Source organism: Streptosporangium canum, from assembly GCF_900113865.1.
Classification (GTDB): domain Bacteria; phylum Actinomycetota; class Actinomycetes; order Streptosporangiales; family Streptosporangiaceae; genus Streptosporangium; species Streptosporangium canum.
Window position 1 is genome coordinate 44,788 of sequence record NZ_FOQY01000010.1, and the last position, 13,914, is coordinate 58,701.

General features: G+C 72.2%; 12 protein-coding genes. 8 read left to right on the forward strand and 4 right to left on the reverse strand.

The window, feature by feature from the left end; all coding sequences use genetic code 11:
- Positions 1-24 precede the first annotated feature (24 nt).
- The 6 genes from BM085_RS16725 to BM085_RS16750 all read left to right on the forward strand — a co-directional run bounded on the left by BM085_RS16725 (position 25) and on the right by BM085_RS16750 (position 7,680).
- A complete protein-coding gene (locus BM085_RS16725; RefSeq protein ID WP_218158731.1) occupies positions 25-1,569 on the forward strand; it encodes a sugar ABC transporter ATP-binding protein in 1,545 nt (514 codons plus the stop codon).
- On the forward strand, positions 1,562-2,530 hold the full coding sequence (locus BM085_RS16730; protein WP_093887900.1) for an ABC transporter permease: 969 nt from the start codon (positions 1,562-1,564) through the stop codon (positions 2,528-2,530). Before BM085_RS16725 ends, BM085_RS16730 begins: the two co-directional genes overlap by 8 nt.
- Positions 2,527-3,540 carry an ABC transporter permease gene (locus BM085_RS16735; RefSeq protein WP_093887901.1) on the forward strand — a complete coding sequence of 338 codons (1,014 nt, stop codon included), beginning with the start codon at positions 2,527-2,529 and terminating at the stop codon, positions 3,538-3,540. Before BM085_RS16730 ends, BM085_RS16735 begins: the two co-directional genes overlap by 4 nt.
- On the forward strand, positions 3,533-4,420 hold the full coding sequence (lsrF, locus tag BM085_RS16740) for a 3-hydroxy-5-phosphonooxypentane-2,4-dione thiolase (protein WP_093887902.1): 888 nt from the start codon (positions 3,533-3,535) through the stop codon (positions 4,418-4,420). The genes BM085_RS16735 and lsrF overlap by 8 nt, the downstream gene beginning before the upstream one ends.
- Before the next feature lie 69 nt (positions 4,421-4,489).
- Positions 4,490-6,148 carry a glycerol-3-phosphate dehydrogenase/oxidase gene (locus BM085_RS16745; RefSeq protein WP_093887903.1) on the forward strand — a complete coding sequence of 553 codons (1,659 nt, stop codon included), beginning with the start codon at positions 4,490-4,492 and terminating at the stop codon, positions 6,146-6,148.
- Complete coding sequence (locus BM085_RS16750; RefSeq protein ID WP_093887904.1) at positions 6,145-7,680, forward strand: FGGY-family carbohydrate kinase; 1,536 nt, start codon at positions 6,145-6,147, stop codon at positions 7,678-7,680. The genes BM085_RS16745 and BM085_RS16750 overlap by 4 nt, the downstream gene beginning before the upstream one ends.
- Before the next feature lie 37 nt (positions 7,681-7,717).
- Here BM085_RS16750 and BM085_RS16755 read toward each other — a convergent pair whose 3' ends face one another.
- The gene (locus BM085_RS16755; protein ID WP_093887905.1) at positions 7,718-8,173 is read right to left on the reverse strand and encodes a pyridoxamine 5'-phosphate oxidase family protein; all 456 of its coding nucleotides are present in this window, start codon (positions 8,171-8,173) and stop codon (positions 7,718-7,720) included.
- 390 nt (positions 8,174-8,563) lie between these two features.
- Between BM085_RS16755 and BM085_RS16760 the strand changes: the two genes are divergently transcribed.
- On the forward strand, positions 8,564-9,628 hold the full coding sequence (locus BM085_RS16760; protein ID WP_177245137.1) for a serine hydrolase domain-containing protein: 1,065 nt from the start codon (positions 8,564-8,566) through the stop codon (positions 9,626-9,628).
- A 71-nt stretch (positions 9,629-9,699) separates the two neighbouring features.
- Here the strand turns inward: BM085_RS16760 and BM085_RS44465 are convergent, their stop codons facing one another.
- The 3 genes from BM085_RS44465 to BM085_RS16775 all read right to left on the reverse strand — a co-directional run bounded on the left by BM085_RS44465 (position 9,700) and on the right by BM085_RS16775 (position 11,473).
- Positions 9,700-9,864 (reverse strand): hypothetical protein, encoded by a 165-nt coding sequence (locus tag BM085_RS44465; protein WP_177245138.1) that lies wholly within the window; start codon positions 9,862-9,864, stop codon positions 9,700-9,702.
- A gap of 116 nt (positions 9,865-9,980) precedes the next feature.
- A complete protein-coding gene (locus BM085_RS16770) occupies positions 9,981-11,159 on the reverse strand; it encodes a hypothetical protein (RefSeq protein ID WP_093887907.1) in 1,179 nt (392 codons plus the stop codon).
- A 2-nt stretch (positions 11,160-11,161) separates the two neighbouring features.
- Positions 11,162-11,473 carry a calcium-binding protein gene (locus tag BM085_RS16775; RefSeq protein ID WP_093887908.1) on the reverse strand — a complete coding sequence of 104 codons (312 nt, stop codon included), beginning with the start codon at positions 11,471-11,473 and terminating at the stop codon, positions 11,162-11,164.
- Between the two features lie 169 nt (positions 11,474-11,642).
- Between BM085_RS16775 and BM085_RS16780 the strand changes: the two genes are divergently transcribed.
- Positions 11,643-13,688 carry a hypothetical protein gene (locus BM085_RS16780; protein WP_093887909.1) on the forward strand — a complete coding sequence of 682 codons (2,046 nt, stop codon included), beginning with the start codon at positions 11,643-11,645 and terminating at the stop codon, positions 13,686-13,688.
- Positions 13,689-13,914 lie beyond the last annotated feature (226 nt).

Below are 13,914 nucleotides of genomic sequence, written 5' to 3' on the forward strand. Positions count from 1 at the left end.
GGAAGGCACGGAGGAGGTCGCGTCATGCACGTCCACAACCTTCCCGCGGAGCCGTTCGCGGCTCCGCGGGGGGCGGACCGGGGATCGTCCGATCGACAGCCCGTCGTCGTCGCCAGACACGTGACCAAGACGTACGGGCGCACCCGGGCCCTCACCGGGGTGGACCTCGAGGTCCGCGCCGGGGAGGTGCTCGGCCTCGTCGGCCACAACGGCGCCGGCAAGAGCACCCTCATGCGCGTCCTCGCCGGACTCGAAGCCTGTGACGAGGGCACGGTCACGGTGGGCGGGCGGGAGACCTCGGGTGAGGCCGGACCGCGGGCCGCGGCGTTCCGCGGGGTGCGGATGGCCTACCAGGAGACGTCGCTCTGCCCCGACCTCACGGTCGCGGAGAACATCTGGGTGTCCTCGCGCCACTGCCTGCCGCGGCTGAGGTGGCGGCGGGCGGCCGGCGACGCGGCACGGCGCCGGCTCGGCGAGATGTTTCCCGGCCACGGGGTGACGTCCGGCGACAGGATCGAGGATCTGTCGCTGGCCCAGCGCCAGATGGTCGAGATCGCCCGGGCCAGCCTGGTCGACCGGCTCGATCTGCTGATCCTCGACGAGCCCACCGAGTCCCTCGGCCCGGACGCGGCGCGCTCGCTGTACGACTACGTCCGCGGCCTCACCGCCGGCGGCGTCGCGGTCCTGCTCATCTCGCACCGCATCCGCGAGATCCTCTCGGTGGCCGACCGCGTCGCCGTGCTGCGCGACGGCGCCGTCATCGCCGACCGGCCCGCGGCCGGGCTCGGCGAGCACGACGTGCTGACCCTGATGGGGGCTCAGGTCGCCGACCGGGCCGGGAGCGAGCCGGCCGCGGCCGCCGCGGGAGAGCCCGCGGACCGCCCGGTGATGGCGGAGCTGCGCGGGGCCACCGGCTCCGGACTGCACGACGTCTCCGTACGGGTCGGCGCGGGAGAGGTCGTGGGCCTGGCCGGCCTGGCGGGCCAGGGCCAGCAGGAGGTGCTCGAACGCCTGTGGCGGCCCGCCCGGCGCGACACCAGGGTGCACGGCAGCCGGGCGTACGTGCCGGGCGACCGGCAGCGCTCCGGGGTCCTGCCGCTGTGGACGGTGGCGGAGAACCTCATCGTGACCGCGATGCGGGGCATCGCCCGCCACGGTCTGCGCCGCCCCGCCGAGGAGCGCGCGGCCGTGGGGAGCTGGGTCGAGCGTCTGTCGATCCGGGGCGGCCCGGACGCGGCGATGACCGAACTCAGCGGCGGCAACCAGCAGAAGGTCATCGTCGCCCGCGCGTTCGCCTCGACGGCCGACCTCGTGCTGCTCGACGACCCCTTCCGGGGGGTCGACGTGCACACCAAGACCGACCTCTACCAGCTCATCCGCCACGAGGCGGCGCAGGGCCGGAGCGTCGTCTGGTACTCGAGCGAGAACGCCGAGATGGCTCACTGCGACCGGGTCTACGTCTTCCGCGCCGGGCGGGTGGTCGCCGAACTCGCCGGCGAGGAGATCTCCGAGGAGCAGATCATCGCCGTCTCGTTCGCCGAGTCCGACGGAGAGCAGAGCCATGAGTGAGCTCCTCGCGCCGGCCCTGCCGGCCCTGCCGACCCGGGCGCGGATGCGCCGGACGGCCCCGGCCGTGGTCAGCGCGGTCGCCATGATCATCATGATCGCCGTCTGCGCGTCGCTGCAGCCGGACGTCCTGACCGTAGCCGGCCTCTCGCTGGTCCTCTCCGCGACCGTACCCCTGGTCATCGCGGCCCAGGCCCAGATGACGCTGATGTCGGTCGGCGACATCGACCTCGGCATCGGCAACTTCGTCGGCCTGGTCACCGTGGTCTCGGCGACCACGCTGGTGTCGTCTCCGGCCACCGGCGCCCTGATCCTGCTCGCGCTCGTCGCGGCCTACGCCGTCCTCGGCGCCCTCATCCACCTCCGCCGGGTGCCGTCGCTCATCGCCACCCTCGGCGCGTCGTTCGTCTGGCTGGGCCTGGGCCTGTTCGCCCTGCCGACGCCCGGCGGAACGACCCCGGAGTGGCTGGCGTCCTTCGGCATGTGGCAGCCGGCCGGCTTCCCCGCGCCGTTGCTGCCGATCCTCGCCGTCGCCGCGGTGGTCTACCTCCTCACCGCACGCAGCACCCTCGGAGTGCGGATGCGCGGCCTGGGCAGCAACCCGGTGGCGCTGGAGCGGGCCGGTCTGCGCCCGCTGGCGTCCCGCGTCATGGCCTACGCCGCCGCGGGCGCGCTGGGCGTGCTGTCCGGTCTCGTCCTGGCCTCCCAGACCGGTGGCGGGGACGTGTCGTCGGCCTCCAGCTACTCCCTCATGACGGTGGCGGCGGTGATCCTCGGCGGCGGTTCCTTCCAGGGCGGCAGCGCCGTGCCCTGGGGCGTGGCCGTCGGCGGCGTGACCCTCGGCCTGGTCAGCGTGGTTCTGAGCCTGCTCGACGTGCCGACCAACATGCAGTCGGCCGTGCAAGGCGTGATCGTCCTGGCCGTGCTCGCCGGCCGCGTCGTGGTCGGAAAGGTGCTGCGATGAACATCCGTGCGCTCGTTGCGCGCCCGTGGATCTGGGGCTTCGCCGCCGCGGTGCTCGTCTGGCTGATCATCGTGATCATCTCTGGTCAGGGCGGCGGCCAGACGGTCTCCCTCGCCCTGTCCCTGGCGCCCTACCTGGTCGTCGTGGGGCTCGGGCAGATGCTCGTCATCACCGCCGGCCCCGGCAACATCGACGTCTCCGTGGCGCCGATCATCTCCCTCGCCGGGTTCGTCTCGGTCGCGGTGACCGCGTCCACCGGCTCGGCGGTCGTGGGGATCCTCGCGGGTGTCGGCGTGGGCGTCGTCGTCGCGCTGATCAGCACCGTGGCGATCCTCGGCCTGTCCGTTCCGCCGATCATCGCCACTCTGGCCGCGGGGCTCATCGCCTCATCGGTCACCCTGTCACTGGCCAACGGCTTCACCGCCGTGCCGGACGCGGGACTGCGGCAACTGCTCAACGTACGGCCGGCCGGGATACCGCTCCTCGCCGTGGCCGTCGCGGGCGTGACCGCGCTGGTCATCGTGCTGCTGCGCCGTACGATCTACGGGCGGTCGCTGATCGCGGTCGGGCAGAACCGCCGGGCCGCCGAGCGCGCCGGCATCCCCGTCGCGCGGATCATCGCGACGACCTACCTGGCGAGCGGCGCGCTGGCCGGTCTGACCGGCTCCCTGCTGGCCGCCTACATCGCGCCCTCCGCGGACCTCGGGACCCGCTACCTGCTCGACTCCGTGGCCGTCGTCGTCATCGGCGGGACGCTCATCTCAGGCGGACGGGCCGTGCCCGTCGGCGTCTGGGGAGCCGCGCTCTTCTTCATCCTGCTCGACGGCCTGGTCAATCTCGTGGGCTGGAGCACAGCGGCACAGAACCTCCTCAAGGGCGGTCTCGTGCTCCTGGTCCTCTTTCTCGCCGGTGGGGGCGACCGCGTAGCCGGCACGCCCTCCCGCTTCAGAAGACGGCCGCGACCAGCGGCCGCAACCACCACAACCACAGGAGACAACAGCCATGGCTGACACCGACGGTCTGCTCGAGGCCCGTAACTTCGAGGCGACCGCCCCCACGGCCGGCGGCTTCCACGTCAAGGGCGCCCACGCCCAGGACTGGGGCCTGCAGAACCGCCTCTCGCGCATCTTCAGGAGGGACACCGGCCGGACGGTCATGCTGGCGTTCGACCACGGATACTTCCTCGGGCCCATGGCGGGGCTGGAGCGCATCGACACCAACATCGCCCCGCTGGTGCCCGACGCCGACGCCATCATGATGACCCGGGGCGCGCTGCGCACGAGCATCCCCGCGCACAGCGACGCCGGGATCGTCCTGCGCGCCAGCGGCGGCCCGAGCATCCTGCGCGACCTGTCGGACGAGCACATCGCCCTGGACATCGAGGACGCGGTACGGCTCAACGCCGCGGCCGTGGCCATCCAGGTGTTCGTCGGCGGGGAGCACGAGTCGCGGTCGGTCGCCAACCTGGCCACGCTCGTGGACGCCGGCCAGCGGCACGGCGTCGCCGTACTCGGCGTCACGGCCGTCGGCAAGGACATGGTGCGCGACGCCCGGTACTTCCGGCTGGCCACCCGGATCACCGCGGAGATGGGCGCGCACATCGTCAAGACGTACTACGTCGACCAGGGCTTCGAGACCGTCACCTCGAGCTGCCCGGTGCCGATCATCGTCGCGGGCGGCAAGAAGCTGCCCGAGCTCGACGCCCTGACGATGGCCTACCGCTCGATCCAGGAAGGCGCCGCCGGCGTCGACATGGGCCGCAACATCTTCCAGAGCGAGCACCCCGCCGCCATGCTCGCGGCGGTCCGCGCGGTCGTGCACGACGACGCGAAGCCCGAGGACGCCTACGAGCTCTTCAGGGAGCGGTCGGCCGGCAACGCAGCATCCTGACCCCTCCGAGGGGGCGGGTCCCGGCGCGAGACCGCCGGGACCCGCCCCCGTCATCCCCGGGAGCAACCCATGTCGCACCACCGAACCGGACCTGACGACGACGTCGACCTCGCCGTCATCGGAGCCGGTATCAACGGGCTCGCCGTAGCCCGGGACGCCGCCGCCCGTGGCCTGCGCGTCGTCGTCGTCGACCGCGCCGACGTGGGCTCGGGCACGTCGAGTACGTCGAGCCGGCTGATCCACGGCGGCCTCAAATACCTCGAACGCTACGACTTCAAGCTCGTCAGGGAGTCCATCCGCGAGCGGCACCTGCTCTTCCGCAACGCCCCGCACCTCGTTCACGACTATCCGATGCTCATCCCCTTCTACGCGGGCAACAGCAGGCCCGGCCTGCTGATCCGCCTGGGGCTGGCCGCGTTCGACGTCATGGCGGTGGGCCGGGGGAACGGGCGGAGCCGCAGCGTCTCCGCCCGCGCGCTGGCCCGGCGGTGGCCCGCCCTGTCGACGAGCGGGCTCCGCGGGGCGGCGCTGTTCCACGACGCGCAGGTGCCGTGGGCCGAGCGGCTCTGCGTCGAACTCCTCCTCGACGCCCAGCGGTTCGGCGCACGGGTGCTGACCCACACGACGGTCACGGATCTGATCACCGAGGGCGGCCGCGTCGCCGGCGTGCGGGCCCTGGACAACCGGTCCGGCGAGCGGACGGAGATCCGTGCCGCCGTCACCGTGAACGCGGCCGGCCCGTGGATCGACGACATCCTCGACGGGCAGGTGGCCAGCCGGCGCCTCAACGGCGGCACGAAGGGCAGCCACGTCATCGTCGACCCGTTCCCGGGCGCGCCCGGCACCTGCATCTTCTTCGAGGCCGCCGCCGACCAGCGGCCGATCTTCGTCTTCCCCTGGGAGGGCCGCTATGTGCTGGGAAGCACCGACCTGACCTACGAGGGCGATCTCGACGAGGTCGTCGCCAGCGACGCCGAGATCGACTACCTGCTCGCCGAGACCAACCGGATCTTCCCGAGCGCCGGTCTCACACCCGCCGACGTGCTGTACAGCGTGGCCGGCATCCGGCCCCTCCCCTACACCGCCGGAGTCTCGGACAACGCCAAGATCAGCCGCGGCCACACGGTCCACAGCCACGCTCCGGCCCACCCGGGGCTGCTCACGGTCATCGGCGGCAAGCTGACGACCCACCGCGCCCTCGCCGAGGACGTCACCGACGAGGTGCTGAGGGTGCTCGGACGCGCGCCCCGGCGATGCCTCACCCGCGAGCGGCCGCTGCCGGGCGCCGACACCACCGACTGGCGGGCCTTCGCCGAGGACTTCATGCGCTCGTCGCCGCTCACCAAAGCGCAGTCGCGCCGGCTGCTCGACATCTACGGCGTGCGGGCACGCAGAGTTCTCGAGATCGCCGCCACGGACGCCGCGCTCGCCGAGGTCGTCCACGAGGAGTCGGGCGCGCTCGCCGCCGAGGTGATCATGGCGGTGCGCGACGAGGGTGCCGTGACGTTGGGCGACATACTTCTGCGACGTACGCTTATCGGACTCGGCCCTGACATGGGCCTGGGGGCGGCGGCCGCCTGCGCCGCCATCGCCGTGCGTCACCTCGGCTGGGACGACGAGCGGGCCCGCACCGAACTGGCCGACTACGGAGCCGAGCTGCGGCGCTACCGGCCACGGGCGCTGACCACTTCGGCGGCACAACGGAGCAGCGACAGGAGGATCCCGTGACATCCCCGGCCACGTGCTACATCGGTGTCGACATCGGCCTCACGGCCTCGAAGGCCGCGGCCTTCGACGTCGAGGGGCGGGAACTCGGCGTCGTCCACGCCCGTACGCCCCGCACCTGCGCGACCGCGCACCGTCACGACGTCGACATGCTCGGGCTGGCCGACACGGTCATGTCGCTGCTCGGCGAGCTCGCGGGCAAGCTGGCCGCCGACGGATACGCGCCGGCCGGCATCGGCGTGGCGGCCCACGGCAACGGCCTCTATCCGGTCGACGCCTCCCTGCGGCCGGTCGGGCCCGCCATCGCGTCGTCGGACAGCCGGGCCCAGCAGATCGTGGACGCGATCCCGCCGGAGGCGGCTCGGCGGCTGGCCCGGGAGACCGGCTCCATCCCCTGGGCGGCCCAGCCCAGCGTGCTCCTGCGCTGGCTGCACGACTTCGAGCCGGAGGCCTACCAGGCCACCCGGTGGGCCCTGTCCTGCAAGGACTGGGTCACCTCGCAGCTCACCGGTGTCGCGAGCGCCGACTACAGCGACGCCAGCGCCTTCGGCATGGTGGCTCTCGACACCCGCGCGTACAGCGCGACGGCACTGGAGCTGGTGGGGCTGCCGGCCACCGACCTCGACCGGTTCCCCCCGCTGCGGCAGTCCAGCGACGTGGTCGCCGGGCTGAGCGCCCAGGCCGCGGCGCGCACCGGACTCCCCGAAGGGCTCCCGGTGATCGCGGGCTGCATGGACTGCGTGGCGGCGACGCTGGGCGCCGGGGGACGCGACCTGGGAGATGTGACGATCATCGTCGGGACGTGGGCCATCAACGGTGTCGTGGTGCCCGCCCGCACCCCGGCGCCGGAGGTCACGATGAGCGCGTTGATGCCCGACCCCACCACGATGCTGGCCATGGAGGTCGCGCCGACCTCGGCCGCCAACCTCGAATGGCTGGCGTCCGCGTCGGTGCCGCACGGTCAGGTCGGCGGCGTCCCCGCGGTGGATCTCCTGAAGGAGGCGGCCACGGTGCCGCCGGGAGCGGACGGCCTGCTGTTCCTGCCCTTCGTCAACGGCGCCCCCGAACACCCCGCGGCCTCGGGAACCTTCCTCGGCATCTCCGGCGTGCATCGCCGCGGGCATCTCACCCGCGCGGTCATCGAGGGGGTCGCCCAGTACCACCGGGTCCAGCTCGACCGGGTCCTGGCCAGCGGAGCCGACATCGGAGACCGCCCCTGGCGCCTGGCCGGCGGAGGCGCCCGGTCCGAGGTCTGGGCGCAGATCTTCGCCGACGCGCTGGGGCGGCCGGTCCGCCGTCAGCTCACCAGCGAGCTGGGAGCCCGCGGAGTCGCCTCGCTGCTGCCCGGCGCCCTCGGCCACGACGTCCAGCCCTGGTCGGTGAACGACGGAGACGACCTGTGCGTGCGCCCCGGCCCCGGCCGTGCCGCCTATCTCCGGCACTCCGAGGTCTTCGACCGGTGCCTGGCCGGCATGTCGGCCGCGTGGTCGGAGGTCGAGCGGTACCGCACCACCGGCCCCGACGGGACCGGGTGACACGGAGGGACGGGGCGGTTGTGCTCCCGTGCGGCGCTCAGCCGAGCCAGCGGCCGTCGCGCATGAGATCGCGTCCCCGCAGCTCGTTCGCCTCCCGCCAGGCCTGGACGCGTCGCGGCCGGACCAGGAAGTACTGGTAGGGCTCGTCGAGCTCGCGCGGGTCGAAACCGGTCTTGGCCGCGAACGCGTCGCCCGTCTCCGGAGCGAGGTCGGCGAGATCCACCGGCTCGGCGGCGCCGTCCACGACGACGACGTCGCGCGTCGGCCCGAGGCCGAGCCGCACCCGGCCGTCCGCCAGCAGGTTGCGGCCGGTGACCGAGGCACGCGGCGTCGAGATGAGGAACGCGGTCCCGTCCCAGAGGTACGAGAGCGGGATGAGGTGGACGTCGCCCGAGGAGCCCGGCGTCGCGACCCAGAGATCGACGTCGCTCTCCAGTTTCGCGCGGGTGTCCCGCAGCCTCTCCTCAAGCTCACGCGGCGGCGCGTCCGTCATTGTCTCCTCCAGTGTCATCGTGCAGTCACATTGTGGAGAGCCCTTCCCCTCGGGGAGGGGCTCTGTCGGTCATCGGCCGGTTCACCGGGGCTGGCTGCCGCGCGGACGCCACGGCCTCCAGCGCCCTGACGGCCTCGCGCACACCGCCCGTCTCGTGGGCCCGGTGGACAGGAAGCGTACGCATCCGTTCGGCGGCGGCAGTACCCGCCCCCCATGGCCGGCGAGGCGCTATCCCGATCACTCGATTATCGGCGCCTGCCGGTCTCCAAGGCCATGATCGCCGCTTGCCGGCCTCGTGCTGCGGTTTTCCGCAGTGCTGTGGTTTTCCGCAGGAGGAACGGGCGGCGCACCCCATTCAGCCGCGGGCCGGCCTTCCATAGCGTTGAGCCCATGATGCAGACGATGATGAACGTGCTGGTAGCGGTAACCGTCGCGGCAGGTGGCCAGGGCGCCGGGGTAGGCCCCGAGTTGGAGAGGATCGTGGCGGGCAACGGGGCGACAGCCGCTCTGGCGCGGGTCTCCGACGGCGACCGGACCTGGTCCGACGCCGTGGGGGTGCGCGACATCAGGCGCGGCGGGCAGCCCTCGCCCAGCGGGTACTTCCGGATCGGCAGCGTCACCAAGACGTTCGTCGCGACCGTGGTGCTCCAGCTCGTGGACGAGGGCAAGGTGCGGCTCGACGACCCCATCGATCAGTACTTGCCGGGTTTGGTGCCGGACGGGGAACACATCACGGTCCGCCAGCTGCTCAACCACACCAGCCATCTGCACGACTACATGAGCGAGCCGGGGTATTCGACCAACCGGTGGCGCGGCGACGCGCGGTTCCGTTCCTTCCAGCCGCGGGAGCTGCTGGAAGTGGCCTTCGCCAAGAAGCTGCCCGACGACGGCCTGTGGCACTACTCCAACACCAACTACGTGGTGCTCGGGTTGCTGGTGGAGAAGCTGACGGGCCGGGCCTACGGTGCGGAGGTCGCGCGCCGCGTCCTGCGCCCGCTGGGATTGCGCCACACGGTGGTGCCGGGCGACCGGGCGGGGGTGCCGTCGCCGCACGCCAAGGGGTACGAGCCGGTGCCCGACCTCGTGGACGCCACGCGGATGAACCCCTCGCTCGACTGGGCGGCGGGAGAGATGATCTCGACCACGGCGGATCTGGAGCGGTTCATGTCCGCCCTGCTGAGCGGCAAACTGACCAGCGCCGCGTCGCTGCGGGCCATGCGCACGACCGTCAAGACGGGGGCCGGATTCGGCTACGGGCTGGGCCTGCAGGCGTACACCCTGCCGTGCGGCACGGTGTGGGGCCACAGCGGCGAACTGATCGGTTACCAGACCTTCGCGTTCCGCGCCGACTCGGGCAAGGCCCTCACCATGTCGATCAACCCCTCGACCCGCAACCCGTCCACGCAGGAGGTCATGGGCATCGCTGTCAAGGTGTTCTGCGGGGCCGCGGGCTGAGCACCCCGCCACGACCAGGCACATGCCGTACGGGGGGCGCGGTTCCGGCCCGGAACGGGGAGCCGCATCCATCATGATCCCGCCTCGGGCCGCCCGGACTCGTGCACGACCTTGCCCAGACCAACGACGTGGTCGTCGAACTCCTCCAACTCCTCGGTGGGCATTCGGGGATGTCCCTGCCGCGCGCCGGTCCGGCCCTCCGGCATCACACCCGCCTCCCAGACCCGGCTCGGCACCGCCCGCACCGAGGTCGACCGCGCCGACCCGCGAGCGGCCGCGATGGTACGGCGAGCCGTACGGGTGGAGGGCGGCCGGCTCCCTTTCGTCGCGGCCGAAGACGCCGGGCGTCCCGTCAGCCGGTAGGCGGATGGTCGAGCCGGGCGCGGTCGAACCGCTCGATGAGGCTGGGCTTGCGCAGATGCTGGTGGCGCAGGAGCGTGAAGCGCTGTGTGAAGTCGCCGAGACGGCCGGCGCGCTCGGCCACGGCCCGCAGATCCTTCAGGAGCTCGACGGCCGCGTCGTACTCGCTCGCCTTCCTGGCGCCGATCATCGCGTCGACGCGCAGCCAGGCTCCGTCCTCGTCCCTGGCCAGCGCTTCCAGCCGCTTCTCCCGGGCCAGCGCCCGCTCCTGCTCGCGGCGGGCCTCTTCCGCGGCGCGCCTGGCCGCGTCACGGCGCTCGCGTCCCTGACGACGCTCCGCCGCGGCGTCCAGCAGCTCGGCCACACTACGCCGGGGAAGATCACCGTCGTCACTCCCGGGTCCGCCGCGGAACCGGCGCAGCAGCTCCATCCGGACCTGTGCCCCCTGGTCCTGGACGACCCTCAGCAGCAGTCCGTCCTTCTCGGTCTCGGTCAGCTCGGCGATGCCCTTGGCCAGCCTGCGCGGATCGTCCCGCACGACGGCCGGCGCCGGGCTCGCCTCGGCCGCGACGGCGAGCAGATCGGCGTCGAGACGGAGGAAGTCGGCCAGTGCCCGCTGGGACGCGCTCAGCGACCCCAGCCCCGCCGGCACCGGGGGCTCAAGCCCGTCCTCGTCGGCGTCGTCGAAGGCGTCCTCGTCGCGCTCCCACCCGCCGAAGGCCGCCAGCCAGGCGAGGTAGAGAGGCCGCAGATCACCGGCGCCGAGTTCGGCCCGGACCCCGACGATGGCCGACAGAGAGTCCTCCGCGTACTCATCCCACTCGCCCGACTCGTCTTCGCTGGTCAGATCGAGGATGAGATGCTCGCCCGAGACCCACGCCGATACCTGCTCCCCGACGCAGTACCGCTCGGCGACGTCCAGGTCGAGGAGGAGGCGCGGCAGCCGGAGCATCACCCGGTGCGTGCCCCAGTTGGCCAGATACAGATGGGCGTCGTAGTAGCGCTCCATCATCCGGCGCGGATCGCCGCGGAAGTCGCCCCAGTGGTATTCGTTGGTGAAGCTGGTGGCGGTGATCCGGGCCCGGGTGGACAGCGCACGGACCTCGGCCTGCTGACGGGCGTCCAGGGGACGGTCCACCGCCAGGAACTCGTAGTACTGATATTCGCTCATCGTCAGGACCCCCAGTGCCGGTAGGCCTCGATCCACTCCGAGCCTCCGGGCGGCGGAGCCGGCAGCGGAAGGTCGAGGATGCCGATCGCCTGCCGGTGTGACCCGCGGACGCAGATCGCGACGATCCCGCGCCCCGGGAGCAGATCGATCTTCTTGACCGTGACCTCGACCCCCAGGACGGTCGTCTGGAACGGCAGCGCCAGATGTTCGTCGATCATGACGTGGAACCCGGAGAGCTGCTCGTCTTCATCGTAGGCATCGACGACGGCCTCCTCGACCAGCGCGTCCAGCTCCGCCTTGCTCAGTTGCGTCATGGCCGTCAAGCCTAGCCAGAGTGGAAGGTATCCGGCGGTCCGTGGACGTGATTAGCGTCGGAGCGGGAAGAAACGAAACGTATACCGCGACCCTGCTGGCAGACTCGGCCTTCGTGAGGATCATGCCGGTCCAGTCGACCTGGTCGCGGCAACATGAGTACGGGGGTTCATGGTGCGGACACATTTCGATCCCGAGGAGGCCGAGGAGTTCGAGTCGGCGAAAGACCTGCTGGTCCGCCGCTGCCTCGCCTGGGCGGGTGAGCACGGCATGTGGGCCGACGAGGCGATGCTGGCGGCGGCCCTGGACGCGCGGCACCGCAGCCGCGACGGGCGGCTGGCCTACTGGGACGCGCGGCAGGTACGGCGTTTCCTGCTGGAATGGATTCCCCGGCACCTCGTGGCCGAGCGGGATGTCCTCGCCACCGCGCCGGAAAGCCTGCTGACACTCCTGCGCTACCTCGCCGCGTCCGGCCTGCGCGACCCTCGGGGTGCCTCCTCGGCGGAGCTGGAGGCGGCCGTGGCCGAGGCCGAGGCGGAGTATCCGGCGGCGCTGGCCGACCCGGTCCGGCAGGGCATCGGGAAGTTCTGGGCGCAGACCGCCCTCGACAACGGCATCGTCCTCGACGACGAAAGGGCAGTAGCCAGGTTCCAGCGCGACGTCGACGCGGGCCGGATACGGTTCGACGCCGACGTGCTCGACAAGCTCCTCGCAGCCGAGTTCGCCGGCGCCGTCCCCGACGACGAACGGGCCTTCCCCCAGCCTCCCGTCACCATCCCTCCCGCCGCCGAACTCGCCGCCGAGGCCGCCCGGAGCGAGGTCGTACGGCAGCTGACCGCCCTGACCGGCTGGGTGGGGACGGGCGGGCAGCCCCTCACCAAGACCGGAAACCTGCGGCTGGCCGACGCCCGCGAGCTGGCGGCGCTGCTGGGCACCGGGGAGCAGGATCTGCGGGTGCGCAGTTCCGCCGAGATGCCCCAAGTGGGCCTCCTGCTGGCGTGGGCGAAGAAGACGGGCCTGGTGCGGGTGCGCACGGGCCGCCTGGTCCCGGTGGCCAAGGCCGCCCCCGTCCTGCGTGACCCGGAGGCGCTGTGGCGGCGCGCGTTCGAGGCGGTCTTCGAGCTGGGCGCCGCGATCTGCGTACCCGCTTCCGGGTGGTACCGCTCCTCGATGCTCGCCACGGCGTTCGACGTGCTGCTGCCCGATGTGCTGAACACGATGTACAGCCTGCCGACCCCGATCCCCGTGGCCCGGCTGCAGGAGACGGTGTGGCTGGCCTGTCAGGAGTACTTCCTGATCGACCCCGAGGAGGACGGTTTCCGTCAGGACCTCTGGCGCCGTCAGGTCGAGCGGGAGCTGCTGGCGGTGTTCGACGCCCTTTCCGGCCTCGGTGCCGTCGAGCTGAGCCACGGCGTGCCCGACGAGCTGTACTCCAGTGATCTGCGTCCCGGCGTCTTCGACGAGTTCGAGCTCACCGAGGAGGACCTGCCGCTGCCGCCCGAGGCACGCACCCGGCTCCTGGCGCGCCTGGCGGAGCCGGGCCCGCTGGTACGGCTGACACCCCTGGGCACGCGAGCCGTACGGGAGCGGATGCTCGCCGACGGGCGGGATGCCCCGCTGGTCGGGGAGCTGACAGACGCCACGGCAGGCGAACTGCTGGGCGTGCTCGCCCAGCACTACCCCCAGGAGACGGCTGCGGTCGAGCTCGAAGGCTGGCTGGCGGCGCACGGAGGTGACGTCGAGCCGCTGCTGGACGCCATACGCGCCTGCCCCTTCCGCACCCGCGCCTCCGCCATGCTCGCCACCCTGGTGAAGGTACTTCCCGGCGGCCGGTCGACGCAGACGGGGCTCCGGCGTGATCCGGTGCTGGGGCCTCTCGTCCTGACCGCCCTCCTGGAGGCGGGAGAGCTGCGCCCCGAGAACTTCACCGCCGACGAGCACTCCCTGCTGATGGCCGAGGGGTTGATCCTCCTGCTGGAGCTGGGCGGCCCCGAGGCCGTCATGGAGCAGCTCGGCGAGTCGGCGGGCAGGAACGCGCCCGAACTCGTCGCGGAGGTGCTGGATTCGGGGCATCCCGCGCGAGCGGCCCTGGAGGAGCTGCGCACGCTGGTGTACGAGCCGATGCTGGCCCGGAACAGCCGGCTGCGCCTCGTGCGGAGCCCGGCGCCCGGCTCGCGGGGCCGCCCCAGCGGCCACGGCAGGAAGCGCAGGCACTGACGGCTTCCCCTCGTAGTCCCGGTTTCGTAGTCCCGGTTGGCACCGAGCAGTCGCCCGGTGATGTTCGTCGGTGAACCCGGTGGCGGTGATCCGCCCCCGGGTGCGCAGCACACAGTGCGAAGCCGCCGTCTCCGGTAACGGCGAGCTACGGGGGATGACGTCTGCCACACCCACGACGGCGTCTCGGTTGCTCTCCGTAGCCGGATGACGACTCGCTGAAATGTCG